General features: G+C 71.1%; 21 protein-coding genes. 14 read left to right on the top strand and 7 right to left on the bottom strand.

The genetic code is table 11. From position 1 onward, the window contains the following. Positions 1-422 precede the first annotated feature (422 nt). The gene (gene hutU, locus OG266_RS26510) at positions 423-2,087 is read right to left on the bottom strand and encodes a urocanate hydratase (protein WP_371548773.1); all 1,665 of its coding nucleotides are present in this window, start codon (positions 2,085-2,087) and stop codon (positions 423-425) included. A gap of 117 nt (positions 2,088-2,204) precedes the next feature. Between hutU and OG266_RS26505 the strand changes: the two genes are divergently transcribed. The 5 genes from OG266_RS26505 to OG266_RS26485 all read left to right on the top strand — a co-directional run bounded on the left by OG266_RS26505 (position 2,205) and on the right by OG266_RS26485 (position 6,133). Beyond that, positions 2,205-3,623 (top strand): diaminopimelate decarboxylase, encoded by a 1,419-nt coding sequence (locus tag OG266_RS26505; RefSeq protein WP_371548772.1) that lies wholly within the window; start codon positions 2,205-2,207, stop codon positions 3,621-3,623. Positions 3,624-3,951: 328 nt separating this feature from the next. After that, positions 3,952-4,350 carry a hypothetical protein gene (locus OG266_RS26500; RefSeq protein ID WP_266460549.1) on the top strand — a complete coding sequence of 133 codons (399 nt, stop codon included), beginning with the start codon at positions 3,952-3,954 and terminating at the stop codon, positions 4,348-4,350. After that, a complete protein-coding gene (locus OG266_RS26495; RefSeq protein ID WP_371548771.1) occupies positions 4,347-5,156 on the top strand; it encodes a transcriptional regulator in 810 nt (269 codons plus the stop codon). The genes OG266_RS26500 and OG266_RS26495 overlap by 4 nt, the downstream gene beginning before the upstream one ends. Before the next feature lie 64 nt (positions 5,157-5,220). Beyond that, positions 5,221-5,742, top strand: coding sequence for a roadblock/LC7 domain-containing protein (locus OG266_RS26490; RefSeq protein WP_266460543.1), 522 nt, complete (start codon positions 5,221-5,223; stop codon positions 5,740-5,742). A 16-nt stretch (positions 5,743-5,758) separates the two neighbouring features. Then, on the top strand, positions 5,759-6,133 hold the full coding sequence (locus OG266_RS26485) for a hypothetical protein (protein WP_266460540.1): 375 nt from the start codon (positions 5,759-5,761) through the stop codon (positions 6,131-6,133). A 38-nt stretch (positions 6,134-6,171) separates the two neighbouring features. Here OG266_RS26485 and OG266_RS26480 read toward each other — a convergent pair whose 3' ends face one another. From OG266_RS26480 to OG266_RS26470, 3 genes are all read right to left on the bottom strand, one after another. Further along, complete coding sequence (locus OG266_RS26480; RefSeq protein WP_266460537.1) at positions 6,172-6,741, bottom strand: hypothetical protein; 570 nt, start codon at positions 6,739-6,741, stop codon at positions 6,172-6,174. 119 nt (positions 6,742-6,860) lie between these two features. Beyond that, positions 6,861-7,700: a MurR/RpiR family transcriptional regulator gene (locus OG266_RS26475; protein ID WP_329547225.1), complete on the bottom strand. Its 840-nt coding sequence runs from the start codon at positions 7,698-7,700 to the stop codon at positions 6,861-6,863. 53 nt (positions 7,701-7,753) lie between these two features. Continuing rightward, complete coding sequence (locus OG266_RS26470; protein ID WP_371548770.1) at positions 7,754-9,292, bottom strand: aromatic amino acid ammonia-lyase; 1,539 nt, start codon at positions 9,290-9,292, stop codon at positions 7,754-7,756. Between the two features lie 142 nt (positions 9,293-9,434). Here OG266_RS26470 and OG266_RS26465 point away from each other — a divergent pair, with 142 nt between their 5' ends. The 5 genes from OG266_RS26465 to OG266_RS26445 all read left to right on the top strand — a co-directional run bounded on the left by OG266_RS26465 (position 9,435) and on the right by OG266_RS26445 (position 13,257). After that, positions 9,435-10,469 (top strand): ABC transporter ATP-binding protein, encoded by a 1,035-nt coding sequence (locus OG266_RS26465; protein WP_371552962.1) that lies wholly within the window; start codon positions 9,435-9,437, stop codon positions 10,467-10,469. Beyond that, positions 10,466-11,107 carry an ABC transporter permease gene (locus OG266_RS26460; protein ID WP_266460528.1) on the top strand — a complete coding sequence of 214 codons (642 nt, stop codon included), beginning with the start codon at positions 10,466-10,468 and terminating at the stop codon, positions 11,105-11,107. Before OG266_RS26465 ends, OG266_RS26460 begins: the two co-directional genes overlap by 4 nt. Beyond that, positions 11,107-11,769: an ABC transporter permease gene (locus OG266_RS26455; protein ID WP_371552959.1), complete on the top strand. Its 663-nt coding sequence runs from the start codon at positions 11,107-11,109 to the stop codon at positions 11,767-11,769. Before OG266_RS26460 ends, OG266_RS26455 begins: the two co-directional genes overlap by 1 nt. A 10-nt stretch (positions 11,770-11,779) precedes the next feature. After that, entirely contained in the window at positions 11,780-12,715 is a 936-nt protein-coding gene (locus OG266_RS26450) for an ABC transporter substrate-binding protein (protein WP_266460527.1), read from the top strand. Between the two features lie 107 nt (positions 12,716-12,822). Further along, positions 12,823-13,257, top strand: a complete 435-nt coding sequence (locus OG266_RS26445) for a hypothetical protein (protein WP_326722643.1) — start codon at positions 12,823-12,825, stop codon at positions 13,255-13,257. Between the two features lie 389 nt (positions 13,258-13,646). Here OG266_RS26445 and OG266_RS26440 read toward each other — a convergent pair whose 3' ends face one another. Continuing rightward, positions 13,647-15,041, bottom strand: a complete 1,395-nt coding sequence (locus OG266_RS26440) for a cystathionine beta-synthase (RefSeq protein WP_266460518.1) — start codon at positions 15,039-15,041, stop codon at positions 13,647-13,649. A gap of 143 nt (positions 15,042-15,184) precedes the next feature. Here OG266_RS26440 and OG266_RS26435 point away from each other — a divergent pair, with 143 nt between their 5' ends. From OG266_RS26435 to OG266_RS26425, 3 genes are all read left to right on the top strand, one after another. Then, positions 15,185-16,207, top strand: coding sequence for an SGNH/GDSL hydrolase family protein (locus OG266_RS26435; protein WP_326722642.1), 1,023 nt, complete (start codon positions 15,185-15,187; stop codon positions 16,205-16,207). A gap of 379 nt (positions 16,208-16,586) precedes the next feature. Further along, positions 16,587-17,807, top strand: coding sequence for an acetyl-CoA C-acetyltransferase (locus OG266_RS26430; protein ID WP_266460514.1), 1,221 nt, complete (start codon positions 16,587-16,589; stop codon positions 17,805-17,807). A 283-nt stretch (positions 17,808-18,090) separates the two neighbouring features. Further along, positions 18,091-18,873 (top strand): hypothetical protein, encoded by a 783-nt coding sequence (locus tag OG266_RS26425; RefSeq protein ID WP_326722640.1) that lies wholly within the window; start codon positions 18,091-18,093, stop codon positions 18,871-18,873. Positions 18,874-18,953: 80 nt separating this feature from the next. On the opposite strand, the gene OG266_RS26420 is transcribed toward OG266_RS26425, so the two are convergent. Next, complete coding sequence (locus OG266_RS26420) at positions 18,954-19,265, bottom strand: hypothetical protein (protein ID WP_329547220.1); 312 nt, start codon at positions 19,263-19,265, stop codon at positions 18,954-18,956. Positions 19,266-19,369: 104 nt separating this feature from the next. Between OG266_RS26420 and OG266_RS26415 the strand changes: the two genes are divergently transcribed. Beyond that, complete coding sequence (locus OG266_RS26415) at positions 19,370-19,600, top strand: DUF4287 domain-containing protein (RefSeq protein WP_148008763.1); 231 nt, start codon at positions 19,370-19,372, stop codon at positions 19,598-19,600. Between the two features lie 147 nt (positions 19,601-19,747). On the opposite strand, the gene OG266_RS26410 is transcribed toward OG266_RS26415, so the two are convergent. Further along, positions 19,748-20,629: a Bax inhibitor-1/YccA family protein gene (locus OG266_RS26410; RefSeq protein ID WP_371548769.1), complete on the bottom strand. Its 882-nt coding sequence runs from the start codon at positions 20,627-20,629 to the stop codon at positions 19,748-19,750. Between the last annotated feature and the right edge of the window lie 26 nt (positions 20,630-20,655).

The following is a 20,655-nucleotide window of genomic DNA, read 5'->3' as shown; positions in this document are numbered from 1 at the left end:
GGCGGCCGGTACGGGGCGGCCGGGTAGGGACGCGCCGCCGGATGCGGCGGGCTGCGCGTGGGCGCCGGGGACTGCTGTCGCGGGCTGCGGACGGTCTCCGGCCGCTGCGGCCACGGGCTGCGGACCCTCGCCAGCCGCAGCCACCACAGGCTGGGAGCAGTCACCGGCCGCTGCCACCACGGACTGCGGACGGTCACCAGCCGCAGCCACCCCAGGCTGCGGACCGTCACCAGCCGCAGCCGCCACCGGCTGCCCAGGGCAATCGGCGCCAGGCGATGGCTCAACCGCAGCCGCTACAGGCTGTGGGCAATCGTTCCGCAGGGCGGAACGGGTGGGCACAGCCGGGCCCGCAGGTGGGGACGAGGCGTCCGCCCCCACCGGGGGGTTGCCGCCTCGCGCCGCAGGCGCGCCTTCACGCTGGGTCACGCGGACTCGCCTTCCCGCATGGGGATCCGCACACCGCGCTCGTCCGCCACGGACTCGGCGATGTCGTAGCCCGCGTCCACGTGCCGGATGACCCCCATCCCGGGGTCATTGGTCAGCACCCGGCGGATCTTCTCGCCGGCGAGCTTCGTGCCGTCGGCGACGCAGACCTGACCGGCGTGGATGGAGCGCCCCATGCCGACGCCGCCACCGTGGTGGATGGAGACCCAGGACGCACCCGACGCCACGTTCACCATGGCGTTCAGCAGCGGCCAGTCGGCGATCGCGTCGGACCCGTCGAGCATGGCCTCGGTCTCGCGGTACGGCGAGGCGACGGAACCGCAGTCGAGGTGGTCGCGGCCGATGGCGAGGGGCGCCGCGAGCTCACCGGAGGCGACCATGTCGTTGAAGCGCTCGCCGGCCTTGTCGCGCTCGCCGTAGCCGAGCCAGCAGATACGGGCGGGCAGGCCCTGGAAGTGGACGCGCTCGCCGGCCAGCTTGATCCAGCGGTGCAGGGACTCGTTCTCCGGGAAGAGGTCGAGGATCGCCTTGTCGGTCTTGTGGATGTCCGAGGCCTCTCCGGACAGGGCGGCCCAGCGGAAGGGGCCCTTGCCCTCGGAGAAGAGCGGCCGGATGTAGGCGGGGACGAAGCCGGGGAATGCGAACGCCCGCTCGTACCCGGCGAGTTGGGCCTCGCCACGGATCGAGTTGCCGTAGTCGAAGACCTCGGCACCGGCGTCCATGAAGCCGACCATCGCTTCGACGTGACGCGCCATGGATTCACGGGCGCGGGTGGTGAACCCGGCCGGGTCCTTCGCCGCGTAGGAGGCCATGTCGTCGAAGTCGACGCCGACGGGAAGGTAGGCCAGTGGGTCGTGGGCCGAGGTCTGGTCGGTCACGATGTCGATCGGGGCGCCCTCGGCGAGCATGCGCGGCAGCAGGTCGGCGGCGTTGCCGAGCAGACCGATCGACAGCGGGCGCCGGGCGTCGCGGGCCTCGACGGCGAGCTGGAGGGCGTGCTCCAGGGAGTCGGCCTTCACGTCGAGATAGCGGTGTTCGATGCGGCGCTCGATGGCACGCGGGTCGACGTCGATACAGATCGCGACGCCGTCGTTCATCGTCACGGCGAGCGGCTGGGCGCCGCCCATGCCACCGAGACCGGCGGTCAGGGTGATCGTCCCCGCGAGCGTGCCGTTGAACTTCTTCGCGGCGACGGCGGAGAACGTCTCGTACGTGCCCTGCAGGATGCCCTGCGTGCCGATGTAGATCCACGAACCGGCGGTCATCTGCCCGTACATGGTCAGGCCGAGGGCCTCGAGGCGCCGGAACTCCTCCCAGTTCGCCCAGTCGCCGACCAGGTTGGAGTTGGCGATGAGGACGCGCGGGGCCCACTCGTGGGTCTGCATGACACCGACGGGGCGGCCGGACTGGACGAGCATCGTCTCGTCCTGCTTCAGGGTCCGCAGGGTGCGCACCATGGCGTCGAAGGAGCGCCAGTCACGGGCGGCCTTGCCGGTGCCGCCGTAGACGACGAGCTTGTCGGGGTGCTCGGCGACCTCGGGGTCGAGGTTGTTCTGCAGCATCCGCAGGGCGGCTTCCTGCTGCCATCCCAGGGCACTCAGTTCCGTACCGCGCGGAGCTCGTACGGGGCGGGGTCCTGACATGGTCTGCCTCCTATGCGGACTGTTGCAGTAGATATTCACATCCTGGCTTCTTGAATAGAGCTAGTCAATAGCCCCACGGGCCAGCGCGGGCACGCGGTGGATGTTTGGCTGGTACGTATGGGCGCAGACAGGGACAGGGCGGGGGATCCGGTGAGCGACGGGGCGGACGGGGCGGCGGGTCCTTCGGATGGCGCGGGCGACGAGGACGGCGGTCGTGTCCTACGGCGTGACGATGCCGTCCGGGCCGCCGTCGAGCAAGGACTCCTCACGCCGGGAACCCCCATCGTCGCGCTCCTCGACGTCCCCGGCATCCGGGCCTCGGCCACCGCACTGCGGGCCGCCTTCGACGCGGTGACCGCTCCCGGCACCCCCGTGCTGCACGCCTTCGCGGTGAAGGCGACCCCGCTCGTGCCTGTCCTGCGGCTGCTGCACGAGCAGGGCATCGGCGCGGAGGTGGCGAGCCCCGGAGAGCTCGCCCTCGCCCGGGCGGCCGGAGTACCGCCGACGCGCACGGTGCTCGACTCCCCGGCCAAGACGCCCGCCGAGCTGCGCGAGGCGCTGGCGCTGGGCATCGCGGTCAACGCGGACAACCCCCAGGAGCTGGACCGCATCGACGCGCTGGTGCGGTCCGCGGCCACCGGCTCCCCGATCGGGATCCGGGTGAACCCGCAGGTCGGCGGGGGTTCGATCGAGGCGCTTTCCACCGCGACGGCGACCTCCAAGTTCGGGGTCGCGCTGCGGGACGAGGGGGCGCGGGAGTGGATCGTCCGGGCGTACGCCGACCGCCCCTGGCTGACCCGGCTGCACGCGCACACCGGGTCGCAGGGCATCCCGCTCTCGCTGATGGCGCAGGGCGTGGCGGAGACGTACGCGCTGGCCGAGGAGATCAACCAGCACCTCGGGCGCCGGCAGATCGACACGATCGACATCGGCGGCGGGCTGCCGGTCAACTTCGGTTCCGACGCGACGGCCCCGACGTACGCGCAGTACGCGCGGCTGCTCGCCGAGGTGGTGCCGGGGCTGTTCGACGGGCGGTACGGGCTGGTCACCGAGTTCGGGCGGTCACTGCTCGCCAAGCACGGGACTGTGGTCGCGCGGGTCGAGTACACTAAGTCCGCCGGGGGCCGGGCGGTCGCGGTCACACACGCGGGCGTGCAGATCGCCGCCCGCACGGTGTACGCGCCCGCGTCCTGGCCGCTGCGGATCGCGGCGTACGACGCGAAGGGGCGCCCCAAGGCGGGACCGGATGTCGTCCAGGACGTCGCGGGCCCCGCCTGCTTCGCGGGCGACCTCCTCGCCGAGGGACGCGCGCTGCCGCTGCTCGAACAGGGCGACTACGCGGCCGCGCTGGACACCGGCGCGTACTACTTCGCCCACCACTACGCGTACAACTCCCTCGCCCGCCCGGGCATCCACGGCTTCGCACCGGACCGCGAGGGCGGCGTCCGCTTCGCCGTCGTGCGAGAGCCGCAGACCCTGGACGAGATCGTCGCGGAGTCGGGCGGGGCGCACCCTTCGGCGCTCACGGGGCTCTAGCGCGCCGGAGCGCGCAGACCATTTGGCCGCGTCCGACGGACCACGCCCGCGGGGTGTCTTGACCCCCGCCCGGCAGTCGGCACCCTCCCGAGCAGCCAAGTCACCCTGACTCGGCGCTGAATACACTCCGCGCGCCCCGGCGCACCCGCACGCGCCCCCGGTCAAGACTTCGCGACGGCTTCAACCGGCCAGAAAATATGGTCAGTTGACCCACCTTAGTCACCTCGGGGCATGTTCCTCAGGAAAATGCCAGAACCCTCACCCCCGGCGCACACGTTGCGTAACTTCGGCGTCACTCGGCCGAACCCTTGGCGGGAGGGGAGACACGGTGCCCGGAATCGACGAGTGCCTACTGGAAGCCATGACACTGCCCGGTGCCCGGGGTGCCGCGGTGGTCGACTGGACCAGCGGCCTGGCCCTGGGCACCGCGGGGGACGCTCCGGGCGGTGACCACGAGACGACCGCGGCCGAGGCCGCGGAGCTGGCGCGGCTCGCCGCGGAGCACCGAGCGTTCGCCCCGGCGGACGGCTCCGACTGGTCCGACCGGGAGACACCGGTCGAGGACCTGATCGTCAGCAACCGGGACAGCTACCACCTGCTGCGCTTCGTGAGCACCACCTTCGACAGCAGCGTGTTCCTGCACCTGTGGCTGGCCCGCGCGGACGGCAACCTCGCACTGGCCCGCATCCGCCTGGGCGAGCTGGCCGGACGGCTGGTGCTCGGGTGACGACGGTCAGGACACCACCTCCGCCCCGACTCCCCCTGCGGGACAGGGCGGCCGACACCGGCGGCGTCTCGCCGATGCTGAGCCGGCTCGCCGCCGAGCGGGCCACCGGCGTGCTCATACGCGAACGCGGCACGCTCTACCTCGCCGACGGCGACGTGGTGCACGCCGAGAGCCCCGCCACACCTGGGCTCGACGTGCTGTTCGCCGCCCGTGGGGTGCTGGACGCCGAGGTCTGGCGGGAGGCCGTCGCGGCAGCCGGCGCACGCCACCGGGTCGGACGTTTCCTGGTCGACACCGGCCGGATCGCTGAAGGGGCGCTGGAACTGTGCCATCTCGGTTCGCTGTACGACGCGGCGTACTTCGTGCTCGGGGCGAGCAGCACCCCGACCCGCTTCCGCTACGGGGCCGCGCACTGGCTCGGCATCGTCCGACCGGTGCCGGTGGCCGCGCTGGAGCGCGAGACCGTGCGCCGCCGTGAGCTGCTGCACCGCATCTGGCCCGACCCGGCGACGGACACCGCACCGCTGGTGCGCGCCCACCTCGCCGCCGGGCCGTCGGTGCCGCTGCGCCAGGAAGCCGTACTCGTCCGGGTGGACGGCGTACGCACCGCGGCGGACGTCTCGCTCGCCCTGGGGCGGCCCGCGTTCCACACCCTGGTCGACCTGCGGCGGCTGGCCGCCGCCGGGCTCGTGACGGCGGCGGCGCCTGCGCAGCAGCCTCCCGTGCCCAGTGTGCTCACGCAGCCCTCGGCCGATCCCGACGTGGCTCTGCTGCGGCGGCTCAGAGACGCATTGGAGGCCCTGTGAGCACCGACGAGCGGGAGGCCTTGTGATCCGCGCGCTACGACAGCGTGCCGAGAGGAGACTGCTGATGGCGGCGGAGCCCGAAGTCCTCGACGAACTCCACCGGTTGAGGGCCCGAGTACCCCAGCTGACCGGGGCGCTCGCGGCCAGCGCCGACGGTCTCGTCCTCGCCCACGACACCCCCGGCGTGGAGCCGGACGGCCTGGCCGCGCTCACCGCGGCCGCGCTGGGCGTCGCCGTACGGATGGCGGACGCCACCGGGCAGGGCGACTTCCGCGAGCTGCTCGTGCGCGGCGTCCACGGCTATGTGGCGACGTACGCGGCAGGCACCTCCGCCGTGCTGACCCTGCTCGCCCAGGACCGGGTGAACGTCGGGCGGCTGCACCTGGAGGGGCGCCGCTCCGGCACCCGGATCGGGGAGCTCGTGGACGCCGCGACGGCGCGCGGCGAACCGGTCACCTCGGCGAGGGCTCCGGCGAAGACCGCCGCCGCCCCCTCGCGCAACCGGACGGCGCGCGGCACGGCGAGTCAACGCACGGCCACCGCCACGACCCGAACCCCCAACACCCCCACCACATCGGAAAGTTGAAAGGAACCAAGACACCATGGCAAATACCGAAACCGCGCTGAAAGAGGCGCTCGCCTCCATCGAGGGCGCGACCGGAGCCGCCCTCGTCGACTACACCAGCGGAATGGCGCTGGGCACCATCGGCGGCAGCAAGAGCTTCGACCTCAACGTCGCGGCGGCCGGCAACACCGACGTCGTACGCGCCAAGCTGCGCACCATGGAACACCTCGGACTGAAGGGCGAGATCGAGGACATCCTGATCACGCTGTCCGACCAGTACCACCTGATCCGGTTGATGAAGGGGCGCGGCGGCAACGGCCTCTTCCTGTACCTGGTGCTCGACGTCAAACGGTCCAACCTGGCGATGGCCCGCCACCAGCTGCGCAAGATCGAAGCGGACCTGGAGGTGTAAACCAAGCCGACGGCCAACGGCTGCTGCAGCCAACGCCGTCAGTGGCGCCGCGCTCCGCCGGGCGCGGCGTCGCCCGCCGCAACTCCGGTGGCCCGGCAGGCCTTGACCGGCTTGCCGGCGGGGGCGCCCGCGCCCCTGCCGAGCCAGTCGACGCGCACCCAGATCAGCTCCTGCCCGGCACGTTCGCGGCGCCCGAGCCAGCCGGCCTTCACCCACAGGCCGGCGCCCGCACCCGCGATCAGCATGCCGCCTGCCGCGGGCACCGCGAACGAGCTGCCCAGCGCGCCCGCGAAGGCGAGCAGCAGCCACCAGCGATGGCCCCGGCGCCAGTTCCTTACGGTCACCGCACGGTCCTGGAGCACGTCGTGCTTGCCGGCGCGCGCGGCGGAGCGGGCCAGTGCGACGTACCGCTTCCTGCGCGTGTACGCCACGACGACGGCCGTGACGATGAACAGCACAGCTCCGGCCATGACCCCGATCCGGCGCCCGGTCAGCCCCGGCAGCAGCAAGCCGATACCCGCCGCGAACACCCCGCACCACCACAGCGGTGCGGCACCGGCCCTGACGACGACAGCCACCCGGGCCAGTCCCTGCCCTCCGCGCACCACGTTCCGCCTCCTCGTGTGTCCCAGCTCTCCGGGCGGGCACGCTAGCGAGCGAAGGTGAGACGAACCTGAGAAGCACGGCCGCTCAACCAAACCGTGACTACCGCACGGCAGGTCCGGGCCTACTCCACGAACAGTCCCCGGGCCGCGGCCCGCACGTCGAACTCCTCGAGGCGCGCCTGCGCGTCCGGCAGGTCGTCGCACATCGCCTCAAGGAGGACGCGGCCCAGCAGCATCGGGGCGCAGGCCGTGTCGAAGGCGAGGCCGGTGCCGACGGCGGCCGGGAGCAGCAGGTCCGACACCTTCGCCACCGGCGCGAACGCCGAGTCCGCGACGGTGACCACCGTCAGGCCCGCCTCCTTCGCGTACGCCAGCGAGTCGACGACCTCACGCGGGTGCCGGGGCAGCGCGAAGCACAGCAGGGCCGTGGCCCCGGCGCGTACGGCCGCGTCGATACGGTCGTGGAGCATCGTGCCGCCCTCGTGCAGCAGCCGTACGTCGGGGTGGACCTTGGCGGCGAAGTACGCGAAGCCGTACGCCTGGGAGGCGGCGGCCCGCAGACCGAGTACGGGGAGGGGCCTGCTCGAAGCCAGGAGACGCCCGGCACGCGCCACCGGGCGCGGGTCCGCAAGGACCTCCGCCAGGTGCTTCAGATTCTCGATCTCGGCCTCGACGGCCTGCTGGTACTCGTTGTACGAGGCGGAGGCGGCGGTCTGTTCGGTGGGCGCGACCTCGCGCAGGTGCTTGCGCAGCGCCGGGTAGCCGTCGAAGCCGAGCGCGACCGCGAAGCGGGTGACGGAGGGCTGGCTGACCCCGGCCAGTTCGGCGAGCTCGACGCTCGACAGGAACGGCACGTCGGCGGCGCGCCGCACCATGCTGTGCGCGATGCGCCGCTGGGTCGGCGTCAGCCGGTGCCCCTCGAAGAGCGCCTGAAGCCGCGCGGCGGGACTGTCCGTCGTCATACCGCTGCTCCCGTCAACACCCTTGGTCCCGTCCGCACTTGCGTCCACGCCGTTCATGACGCGCTCCCCCTCCAGATGTCCGTGAACCGGTCGAGCAGTGCGGCCGCCGTGCCCACGTCGTCGGTGAGCGGCCGGTCGGCCTGTTCCGGGTCGAGCACCGACTCGGCCAGCTCCAGCGCCCGCCCGGCCGGCAGCTCCGGGTCGGGCCGCAGACCGCGCTGGCGCAACGCCCGTACGGCGGCGACCAGTTCGCAGCCGACGACAAGACGGTACGCACCGCACGCCCGCAAGGTCTGACGTGCGGCGAGCGAGGCGAAGCTCGCCTGCTCCTCGACGCCCCGGGAGAGTACAGCGTGGCCGAGCGAGGCGGGCGCCGAGAAGGCCCGCAGGTCACCGAGGGCGGCCGCGGCGGCGTACTCCAGGATCATCACGCCGGAGGACGCGGGCTCGCTGTCGGCGAGGAAGGGGCGCAGGCGGGTGTAGGCGGGCTCGTTGAGGGTGGAGAGCCGGGAGGTCGACAGGCGGGCCACCTGGGTGACGGCCAGCCTGAAGTGGTCCAGGGCGAGGGCGAGTTGGGCCTGGTAGAAGCCGCCGTGGTGGTAGGCGGCCATGTCCTCGGGGCAGATCAGGGGGTTCTCGGCGGCGGCGTTGATCTCGACGGTGAGGACGTCCTCCAGTGCGTCCGCCGCGTCCTGCGCGGGCCCGTGGATCTGCGGGACGCACCGGAAGCCGTACGGGTCCTGGATCCGCCCGAGCGGCGGCACCGGCCGGTCCGCCGCACCGATCAACTCCCGCATCCGCCGGGCCACTTCGACCGATCCGCGGTGCGGGCGGGCGGCGTGCACGGGCGCCGCGTACGCCTCGTGCGACCCGTCGACGGCGAGCAGCGACAACGCGGCGACGACCTGCGTGGCCCCGATGAGCCCACGCAACTCGTCGAGGGCCAACGCGGCCTGCCCGAGGGTGAGCGCGTTGCTGCTGATGAGCGCGAGGGCATCGTTGTTGTCGAGCGGCTGAGGCTCGGGGCCCAGCCCCTCGGGGAACCGCCCGGCCCCCGCCCCGGAGGACCGCCAAGGATGCTCCCCCGCCAACGCAAGCCCCACCTGCGCCAGCGCCGCGATGTCGCCCGTGCCCACGGAGCCGAACTCGTTCACCACCGGGTACGCCCCGGTCTCCAGTGCCTCGCAGAGTGCCGTGACGACGGTGGGCCGGAGTCCGGCTCCGCCCGCGAGGAGTTGGTTGGCGCGTACGGCGAGCATCGCGCGGACCTGCCGGGCGGGGAGTTCCTCGCCGATGGCTCCGGCGTGGCTGCGCAGGAGCCGCAGACCGTGTCCCGCGGCGGACGCCGTCGGCACGTCCTCGTTCCGGTTGGCGCCCACTCCGGTGGAGCGGCCGTACACGCGGCCGCTCGCGGCGATCTGCCGGGCCGCGTCCCAGGATTCCTCGACGCGCTTCATCGCTTCGGTGCCGGGAACCGGCCGCGCGGCCCCGTCGGCGAGCCGGACGACGTCCGCGACGCCGGTGCTGCAGCCGTCCAGCACCACGAGGCCGGCCGTCACCCCACTCGGCACGTCCACATTCCGAGACGACATAGAGCGTTAACTCCCCTCAATCCGGACATTGGATCTTGCCTGGCGGTCATAAGTAACCAGCGATTAACACCGGACCGTTGACAACCTATTCAGGTACAGAGAACTCTGCATGACGATATGCAGACCGGGCAAGGGACACCTCATGATCCAGTTCGACACGGTCCACAAGCGTTTCCCCAACGGCACCACAGCAGTCCACGACCTCTCCCTGCAGATGCCGGAGGGCGGCGTGACCGTACTCGTCGGATCTTCCGGTTGCGGTAAGACGACCACCCTCCGGATGATCAACCGAATGGTCGACCCGACCTCCGGGACCATCCGGGTCGGCGGCAAGGACGTCCTGGAGCAGGACGCCGCCGAGCTGCGCCGTTCCATCGGCTACGTCATCCAGCAGTCGGGGCTGTTCCCGCACCGCACGGTGCTCGACAACATCGCGACCGTGCCGCTGCTCCTCGGCTGGGGCCGCAGGAAGGCCCGGGCGAGGGCGGCCGAGCTGCTCGAGACCGTCGGCCTCGCCGCCGACGCCGGCAAGCGGTTCCCGCACCAGCTCTCCGGCGGCCAGCAGCAGCGCGTCGGCGTGGCCCGCGCCCTCGCCGCCGACCCGCCGGTCCTCCTCATGGACGAGCCCTTCGGCGCGGTCGACCCGGTCGTCCGCACCCAGCTCCAGGACGAACTGCTGCGGCTCCAGAAGGAGTTGAGCAAGACCATCGTCTTCGTCACGCACGACGTGGATGAGGCGGTACGCCTCGGCGACCAGATCGCGATCTTCCGCACGGGCGGTCATCTCGTCCAGTGCGCCGAGCCCGCCGAGCTCCTCGCCCGCCCCGCGGACGACTTCGTCGCCGACTTCCTGGGCGCCGAGCGAGGCCTCAAGCTCCTCTCCCTGAAGACCCTGGCGGGCCTCCCCCAGGCCCCCGCCCCCGAAGGCGGCACCTGGGAACTCGTCCTCGACGGCGCCCGCAGGCCCCAGCACTGGCGGTCCAAGGAAGCCGAACTCCCCGTACGGCCCCTCAAGGACACCGACACCCTCCTCGCCGCGCTCAACGAGTCGATCGCGTCGCCGACCGGCCTGGTGGCACGTGTCGACGCCACCGGCGTCCTCACCGGCGTCACCTCCCGCGACAAGATCCACGAGCACGCGGGCAACGCGCACACCGAAGCGCGAGTGGCCATATGACCATCGACTGGTCGTGGATAGGCGACCACACCGACGACCTCACCACCCTCACCGTCTCCCACCTCCAAGCGGCCCTGTCCGCGGTCTTCTTCGGGCTGCTGATCTCCCTCCCGCTGGCCGTGGTCGCACACAGGATCCGCCCCCTGCGCGGCCTGCTCCTCGGCCTCTCGAACGTCCTGTTCACGATCCCGTCGATCGCGATCTTCGTGCTCCTGCTCCCGGTGTCCGGCCTCACCCGCACCACCACCGTCATCGGCCTGACGATCTACACGCTGGTCGTCCTGCTCCGGAACACGGTCGAGGGCCTCGACTCGGTCCCCGCGAAGACCAAGGAGGCCGCGAAGGCGATGGGCACCCGCCCCCTGCGCACCCTCCTCACCGTCGAACTCCCCCTCGCCCTCCCGGTGATCATGGCGGGCGTGCGGATCGCGACGGTCATGTCGATCTCGCTGGTCTCGGTGGCGACGTACATCGGCGACGGCGGACTCGGCCAGCTCTTCACCGACGGCTTCCAGCGCAACTTCCCCACCCCGGTGATCGTCGGCGTGGTCCTGACGCTCCTCCTGGCGCTGGTGGCGGACGCGCTCCTGGTGGCCGTGCAGTACGTACTCACCCCGTGGACGAGGCGGCGAGCCTGATGTTCGAACTCTTCAAGAACCTCGGCAGCTGGCTGACCAGCGGCGCGATGTGGTCCGGCACCGACGGCATCGCGCACCGCCTCGCCGAGCACCTCCAGTACTCGCTGCTCGCGACGCTCGTCGCCACCGCGATCGCCCTCCCCGTCGGCCTGCTCATCGGCCACACCGGCAAAGGCGCCTTCCTCGCGATCAACCTCTCCTCCTTCGGCCGCGCGCTGCCCACCGTCGGCCTGGTCGTGCTCGTCTTCCTGGCCAGCGGCCTGTCCATGTGGCCGGTGTACATCGCGCTCGTCGCCCTCGCGGTCCCGTCGATCGTCACGAACACGTACGCCGGCATGACCGCCGTCGACCCGGACGTGAAGGACGCGGCCCGCGGCCAGGGCATGCGCTGGCACCAGGTCCTCTTCCAGGTGGAACTGCCCCTCGCGCTCCCCCTGATCATGACGGGCCTGCGCCTCGCGCTGATCCAGGTGGTGTCGACGGCCACGGTCGCCGCGTACGTCAGCTTCGGGGGCCTGGGCCGCTTCGTCTTCGACGGCCTCGCCCAGCGCGACCTCGTGCAGGTACTCGGCGGCGCGGTCCTGGTCGCCGCGGTCGCCGTGGTCCTGGACCTCGCCCTCTCCGCGCTCCAGCGCATCCTCTTCCGCCACCGCCCCGCCTAGGAGCACAGCCATGAACCGTCGTACTCTCCTCGGCGCGCTCGCCGGAGCCGCCGTCTCCGTCCCCGTCCTCTCCGCCTGCAGCAGCGGCATCACCTCGCTCGACGGCGGGGGCAGCGCGGGCTCGGGAAGCGGTTCCAGCGCGGACGGCGTCACCATCGGCACCGCCAACTTCACCGAGAACCAGGTGCTCGGCTACCTCTACGCGGCCGTCCTGGAAGCGGCGGGCGTCACCACGAAGGTCCGCCCCAACCTCGGCACCCGCGAGATCCTCATCCCCGCTCTCAAGGGCGGCGACATCGACCTGCTCCCCGAGTACCAGGGCGCGCTCCTGCACTACCTCGCCCCGAAGGCGACCGCCACCGAGGAGGGCGAGATGCAGAACGCCCTCGCGATCGCGCTCCCCGCGGGCCTCCAGATCCTCCCGTACGGCATGGCCGAGGACTCCGACGCCTTCGTGGTCACCCGGGAGACCGCGAAGAAGTACGGCCTGACCTCCCTCGCCGACCTGAAGAAGCAGAACGGCAAGCTCGTCATCGGTGCCGCGCCCGAGGTGAAGAAGCGCGAGGTCGGCGCGGTCGGCCTGAAGGAGGTGTACGGGGTGGAGTTCAAGGAGTTCAAGTCGCTCGACTCCTCCGGTCCGCTGGTCAAGGGCGCCCTGAAGAAGGGCGACGTGGACGTGGCGAACCTCTTCACCACGGACACGGACATCGTGGCCAACGACTGGGTGGTCCTGACCGACCCCAAGAACCTCATCCCCGGCCAGCACATCGTCCCCCTGATCGCCGACCGCAAGGCCGACTCCACGGTCCGCAAGGCCCTCGCCGAACTCGGCAACGTCCTCACCACCGCCCAGCTCACCGAACTCAACCGCCAGGTGGACAAGGACAAGAAGGACCCCGAGGACGTGGCGAACGCGTACGCCAAGCAGCACGGGCTGGCCAAGTAGGGGCGGGCGCCCTCCTGAGCCCTCGTGCCGGACGGGGGTGGAGCCCACTTCGAACAGGGGGGCTAACCCCAGTGCGACGGGGGCTGCGGCTGCCTAACGTGGGCATCATGACCGGTATGGATGCCCGCGGCGACGCCGAACTGAAGAAGGAACTCGACGCCACCTTGCACGCACGCAAGGAGTTGGGCGAAGAGTACGAGCCCGCGCTGATCGACTCCTTCCTGGAGAAGGTCGAACAGCGCGTCGATGGCGCGGTCGACCGCCAGGTACGCCGCCAGCTCGCGGAACAGCAGATGGTGGTGGCCCGCGGCGCGCGCTCACCCCAGTCGTCCGATTCCTTCGGGGAGCGGTTCGGCTTCGGAATCGTCTCGCTCGTTCTCGCGATCCCCCTGTCCGGAATCGGCGGCGGTGTCGCGGGCCTGCCCGGCCTCCTGGTCGCCTGGGCGGGCATCGTGGGAGTCAACGTGGTCCAGGCCGCGCGACTCTCCCCGAACTTCCTCCGCCGCCGCAAGGGCAGGTCGGACTCGGACTGGGAAGGCTAGAAGAGCCGGACGAACACGTGTGAAGGGCCCGGCACCTTGGTGGGTGCCGGGCCCTTCGAGGTCTTGCGCGGGGACCGCCGCACCCCCGATACCGGGGGGCGGGACGACGGCGGTCCCCGCGAGGGACGCGTGCCGGGTCAGGGCCAGGCGTACGCGTCCGTGGCGTCCATGGAGGTCCGGGAGCCGCTCCGGAGGTCCTTGACGCCGTTTTCGGTGCCGGCCGGGGCGGGGAGCCGCTCCCGCCCTTGCCGACACCCACTAATGTGCCGGACCCGTGTTAAGCGGGTGCTGCGCGGACGTGACACGCTCGTACCACTTCCGCGAAGTTCCCCGCCGAAACCGCCGTTCAGAGGATTTCTCGCAGCTCGGCCCCGGACAACCGGCCACTCTTACTTCCTGGCCCCGCCCTTGGCGAGGAAGGACAGCAGGTCCTGGCGGCTGACGACCCCGGTGGGCTTGCCCTCGACCAGGACGATCGCGGCGTCGGCAGCGCCGAGCACGGTCATCAGGTCCCCGACCGGCTCACCGGAACCGACCTGCGGCAGCGGCGCCGACATGTGCTTCTCCAGCGGGTCCTCCAGGGAGGCCCGCTTGGTGAACAGCGCGTCGAGCAGCTCCCGTTCGACGACGGACCCGATGACCTCGGCGGCCATCACGTCCGGGTGCCCGGCGCCCGGCTTCACGATCGGCATCTGCGAGACGCCGTACTCGCGCAGCACCTCGATCGCCTCGCCGACCGTCTCCTCCGGGTGCATGTGGACGAGGGAGGGGATGTGGCCGTGCTCCTTGTCGTCGAGGACGTCGGCGACGCGCGCGTTGGGACCCGAGTCCTCCAGGAACCCGTAGTCGGCCATCCACTCGTCGTTGAAGATCTTGCTGAGGTATCCGCGCCCGCTGTCGGGCAGCAGGACGACCACGACGTCGTCGGGCCCGAGCCGCTCCGCCACCCGCAGCGCGGCCACGACGGCCATGCCGCAGGACCCGCCGACGAGCAGCCCCTCTTCCTTCGCGAGCCGGCGCGTCATCTGGAAGGAGTCCTTGTCGGACACGGCGACGATCTCGTCGGCCACGGTCCGGTCGTACGCGGTGGGCCAGAAGTCCTCGCCCACGCCCTCGACCAGGTACGGCCGCCCGGAGCCGCCGGAGTACACGGACCCCTCGGGGTCGGCGCCCACGACCTGCACCTTGCCGTCGCTGACGTCCTTCAGGTACCGCCCGGTCCCGGAGATCGTGCCGCCGGTGCCGACGCCCGCCACGAAGTGGGTGATCCGCCCCTCCGTCTGCTCCCACAGCTCGGGGCCGGTGGAGTGATAGTGCGAGAGGGGATTGTTCGGGTTGGAGTACTGGTCGGGCTTCCACGCGCCGGGCGTCTCACGCACCAGCCGGTCGGAGACGTTGTAGTACGAGTCCGGGTGCTCGGGGTCGACGGCGGTGGGGCAGACGACGACCTCGGCCCCGTACGCCCGGAGCACATTGATCTTGTCGGTGCTCACCTTGTCGGGGCACACGAAGATGCACTTGTACCCCTTCGTCTGCGCCACGATGGCGAGCCCAACTCCCGTGTTTCCACTGGTCGGCTCGACGATCGTGCCCCCCGGCTTGAGGGCGCCGCTCTCCTCCGCGGCCTCGATCATGCGCAGGGCGATGCGGTCCTTCACAGACCCGCCGGGGTTGAAGTACTCAACCTTCGCCAGGACCGTCGCCTGGATACCTGCGGTCACGTTGTTGAGCCTCACCAGCGGGGTGTTGCCGACGAGGCTGATCATCGAGTCGTGGAATTGCACCGTTGTCTCCGGAGCTGTGTTTCAAGAGGGATGGTTCCGTCAGCGTAAGGCGTCGGATGACCGTTCACGCACAGTTGAGATTGGGGGACGGCCTTCACGGGGCAAGCACTGGATGTACGGCTATGAGGAGGTGGCGGCGGCACATGGCGGGCTTGTCTAGGGCGAGGGTGGCACGCCGGATCGCGGCGGGCGCGGCGTACGGCGGCGGCGGGATCGGTCTGGTGGGCGCGGCCGCGATCGGTCTGCTCCTTGCCGAGGTGCAGATGGCGAAACGCGTGGTGGGCAACGGACACACGCCGCACGCACCGCGCGGAGAGGGCCTGTACGGGTACGGGTACGCCGGGCAGGACGGTCCGCCGCTGCGGCTGACCATGCTCGGTGACTCCACGGCCGCGGGCCAGGGTGTGCACCGGGCCCGGCAGACTCCCGGCGCGCTCATCGCGTCCGGGCTCGCGGCGGTCGCCGAACGTCCGGTGGAGCTGAGCAACGTGGCGCTGCCCGGGGCGCAGTCGGACGACCTGGACCGCCAGGTGGGGCTGGCCCTCTCGGACACCTCCCGGGTGCCCGACATCTGCGTGATCATGATCGGCGCGAACGATGTGACGCACCGGATGCCGCCGACGCGTTCCGTACGCCACCTGTCATCGGCGGTACGGCGGCTGCGTACGGCCGGTGCGGAGGTCGTGGTGGGTACCTGTCCCGACCTGGGGACGGTCGAGCAGGTGCAGCAGCCGTTGCGCTGGCTGGCGCGGCGGGCCTCGCGGCAGCTCGCCGCGGCGCAGACGATCGGTACGGTCGAGCAGGGCGGCCGCACGGTCTCGCTGGGCGACCTTCTCGGCCCCGAGTTCGAGGCGAACCCTCGGGAGCTGTTCGGCCCCGACAACTACCACCCCTCGGCGGAGGGGTACGCCACCGCCGCGATGGCCCTGCTCCCCACGGTCTGCGCGGCCCTCAACCTCTGGCCTGCGGAGGACGAGCGTCCGGACGCCTCGCGCCGCGAGGGCTTCCTGCCGGTCGCCCGTGCGGCCGCGGAGGCCGCCTCCGAGCCCGGCACCGAGGTCACGGCCGCCATGCCCACGGGCCCCCGCGGCCCCTGGGCCCTCCTGAAACGCCGCCGCCGACGCCGCGTCCCGGCAACGGACCCGGCCCCGGCGCCGTCGACGTAAGGGGCAGTTTTTCGCCCCCTCCGCCCCTACCCGTCCCTTGTTCCTGGGGCTCCGCCCCAGACCCCGCTCCTCAAACGCCGGAGGGGCTGGATTGTGCCGGGCGGGGCTAGAAGTTTTTAGCCCGTCCGGCGTTTGAGGACGAGCGCGTCAGCGCGATACGGGGGTCTGGGGGCGGAGCCCCCAGGAACGGGACGGGTAGGGGCGGAGGGGGCGAAAACAGCTGGCCGCACCCCCCGATGCAAAGGGCGCCCACGCCAGAAAAAAGCAAGCGCTTAGAAAGTGCGTCCGGAGTCACACCCCCACAGCCGTGACCCCGACGGTACGTACGGGTAACTTCCCACTCAGCCATGCCAACCCCCGTACGCCAATGGAGCCGTCGATGCCCGAAGCCGTGATCGTCTCAGCCACCCGCTCCCCGATCGGCCGCGCCTTCAAGGGCTCCCTGAAGGACATCCGCCCCGACGACCTGACCGCCACGATCATCGAGGCCGCCCTCGCCAAGGTCCCCGAGCTGGACCCGAAGGACATCGACGACCTGATGCTCGGCTGCGGCCTCCCCGGCGGCGAGCAGGGCTACAACCTCGGCCGCATCGTGGCCGTGCAGATGGGCATGGACCACCTCCCGGGGTGCACCATCACCCGTTACTGTTCCTCGTCGCTGCAGACGAGCCGCATGGCCCTGCACGCCATCAAGGCGGGCGAGGGCGACGTCTTCATCTCGGCGGGCGTCGAGATGGTGTCGCGCAGCATCAAGGGCTCCAGCGACGGCCTCCCCGAGACCCAGAACCCCTTCTTCGCCGAGGCCGTGGCCCGCACCGCCGCGGTCGCCGCCAGCGAGGGCGCGACCTGGCACGACCCGCGCGAGGACGGCCTCGTCCCGGACGCGTACATCGCGATGGGCCAGACCGCCGAGAACCTGGCCCGCATCAAGGGCGTCACCCGCCAGGACATGGACGAGTTCGGCGTCCGCTCGCAGAACCTCGCCGAGGAAGCCATCAAGAACGGCTTCTGGGAGCGGGAGATCACCCCGGTCACGACGCCGGACGGCACGGTCGTCGCCAAGGACGACGGCCCCCGCGCCGGCGTCACCCTCGAAGGCGTACAGGGCCTCAAGCCGGTCTTCCGCCCCGACGGACTCGTCACCGCCGGCAACTGCTGCCCCCTGAACGACGGCGCCGCCGCCCTCGTGATCATGTCGGACACCAAGGCCCGCGAGCTCGGCCTGACCCCGCTGGCCCGGATCGTCTCGACCGGCGTCACCGGCCTCTCCCCCGAGATCATGGGCCTCGGCCCGGTGGAGGCGTCGAAGCAGGCCCTGAAGCGCGCGGGCCTGACCGTCGACGACATCGACCTGTTCGAGATCAACGAGGCCTTCGCCGCCCAGGTGATCCCGAGCTACCGCGACCTGAACATCCCGCTGGACAAGCTGAATGTGAACGGCGGCGCCATCGCCGTCGGCCACCCCTTCGGCATGACCGGCGCCCGCATCACCGGCACGCTCATCAACAGCCTCCAGTTCCACGACAAGCAGTTCGGCCTGGAGACGATGTGCGTCGGCGGCGGCCAGGGCATGGCGATGGTCATCGAGCGCCTCAGCTAGTACCGCTCCTGTCACGGGAGTTGAACCCAGCGTGACCGAACTGGCCCAGATCCCAGCAACCACAGGGATCTGGGCCGATTTGTGATCCAATCCCCCCCAAGATGTGACCTATCTCCCCCTGGAGAGCGATTTACGCAGGTCAGAGCCGCTACGCAACTAAACCCCGGGCCCAAAGTCCTGTCCCTTTCGTGACGTTACGCACTGACAGCGGGATGGTTCGCCCTTCAAGCTGATGTAGGAAGTCGGGGGTCGACTTTGAACCGGGAGTACGTCAGTGAGCGCCATGCCGATTGCTTTGCTGCTCACCACGGCCGCCACCGCGGCCGTGGGCGTCGCCGTTCTGCGCACCCTTAACGGGCTGCGCCGGCAGGTCGCGGCCCTGCACACCGAACTCGCCGCGAACCGTGCCACGGCCGCGCGAGGCCTCGTGCCCGCCGCCCGCGCGGCCACGGACACGGACGAGATACGCGCCGCAGTGGCCGAGGCGCTCGCCGAGGAGCGGGAGCGGGAGCTTGCCGAGGCGCGGGCGTTCTGGGCCGCCCAGGAGGCGCGTGACGCCTCTGACATGCCCTCCCTGCTCGGTCTGCCCGACAGCGAACCGTTCCTGCCGCGCCACTCGGACTTCATCGGCCTCGAGTACCTGGAGCCGGTGACCGAGCCTGGCCTGGACGCCGAGGAGTTCGCCGGCGACTCCCCCGAACTGGCCGCGGCCCGCCGCCGCCACCCGTCCCACCCGGACTTCGTACCGGTCCAGTCACCTGTAGTGAACGACCATGACCGCACGGTGGCCTGCCTGGAGGAACTCGCCGAGTCCCGCACGGAGCTGGCGGACGTCCGCCCCGGCCCCCTCGGCACCCTCGACGTCTACGTCTTCGCCGACGGTACGACCCTGTGCATGACCCCGGGCCACCGCGAGACCGCGGAGCAACTGGCCGCGGCCCTGCGCGCGGGCGCCGCCCCGGTCCTCCTCGGCGGCTCCGGCGTATCGGGCGCGTACGCACTGACGTTCGCGTGCGGCGAGGAGAACGTGTACATCCTGGCGGACCGAGTCATAGCGTCGCTGTAGAAGCGCCCCGTAAGGGGCGCGGGGAACTGCGCGACCAGCCACGAACCACCCGCGGTGAAAACACAGCGCGCCGGAGTCGATCAGACCCCGGCGCGTTTCTGCGCCTCCGCCACAAGCCGCACCGCTTCCGCGAGCTCCCGCTCGTCTTTCAGTACGAGCGCCAAATCGTGCGCGGCGACGGTGATTTGATCGGCGGCGGCGAACATGCCCGCGTCGGGCATCTCGCGAGGCTCCCCGGACGGGTCCTCCACACGCTGGGTCCACAGGGCCAACTCCCTGGCCAGACCCAGCGCCTCGGCGGCAGCCCCCCGCTGCAGCCGGCTCTGCGGCGCGGCCCGCAACCGGTCGGCGAAGTGATCCACGGCACGGGTCAAAGACGTCGTATCAAGCACGCGGCGAGCGTACGCGCCGCGGCAGGACTGTTGCCAACAACCCAACCCTCAGGCACGGTGGCGTGAAGGACCGGCTTACATCCCCATTGCGTCCGGAGGCGCCGATGTCCCAAGTGTTCTCCCAGGAGACCCATCGCAACCTGCTCGCCCGCATCCCCCATTGCACCGGTCGTGAGATCTCCGACTGGCTGCGCACCGTCGATGAAGGCCCCGCGCTCTTCCGCTTCGAGGAAAAGGTCAGCTGGCTCCGCGCCGAGCACGACCTCGCGTACGGCCACGCCAAGGCGATCATTCACGAGTACGACCTGAGGAGGGCCGCGCGCAAACTGCTCTGAGCGCGCACCACCGGCACCACAGGCATCCGAACCACAGACACCGTAGACATCCGACACCGCAGGCATCCGCACACGGCAAAGGGCCCGCGAACCGGTGGGTTCGCGGGCCCTTCAGTCAGTCGATGCCGGCCGGAGCCGGCGGCCCGACTAGTCGTCGCCGCTGAAGATGGCGACCAGCCGCAGCATCTCGACGTAGATCCACACGAGGGTCATGGTCAGGCCGAACGCGGCCAGCCAGGCTTCCTCGCGGGGAGCGCCGTACGCGATGCCGTCCTCGATCTGCTTGAAGTCGAGGGTGAGGAAGAACGCGCCGAGGATGATCGCGATGATGCCGACGATCGCGCCCAGCGGGCCCATGCTGCGCAGTCCGCCGTCCTCGGCGACACCGAAGGCGACCAGCAGCAGGTTGACGGCCATGACCACGATGAAGGCGATGGCGATGGCCATGCCGATGCGCGCGTACCGCGCGGTCACGCGGATCCAGCCCGCCTTGTAGATCAGCAGGGTCGCGCCGGACACCGCCATGGTGCCGAGCACGGCCTGGAAGGGAGCGCCCGACCACCGGCTGTTGTACATCTCGCTGATGACCCCGAGGAAGACGCCCTCGAAGGCGGCGTAACCGAGGATCAGCGCGGGCGAGGCCTTGCGCTTGAAGGACTGCACCATCGCCAGTACGAAGGCGATGAGGGCGGAGCCGATGGCGAGCCCGAAGCTGGTGTTGGTGACCGGCAGCAGGGCCCAGGCCAGGATGGCGCCGACGGCGACGGTGCCGAGCGTCATGGCCGAGCGCATGACGACGTCGTCCATCGTCATCCGGCCGGTGGAGACCGGGGCCTGCGGCGGAGCGCCGTGCTGGAGGTCCTGCTGCGCGTAAGGGTTCTGCGCGTAGGGGTTGGCGCCGCCCTGGGCGTACGGGTTGGCCTGCGTGCCTACAGCGGGTCCCCCGGCCTGCGGCGCCGCGTTGAATCCCGCGTAGCCGTTGTCGCGGCTGAACCCCCGTCGCGAGAAGACCGGGTTGCTGCTCCTCATTTCACTCCTCCATGGCCACCGTGCGT

Source organism: Streptomyces sp. NBC_00554, from assembly GCF_041431135.1.
Taxonomy (GTDB): Bacteria; Actinomycetota; Actinomycetes; order Streptomycetales; family Streptomycetaceae; genus Streptomyces.
This window is presented reverse-complemented; position numbering and strand designations above follow the sequence as displayed.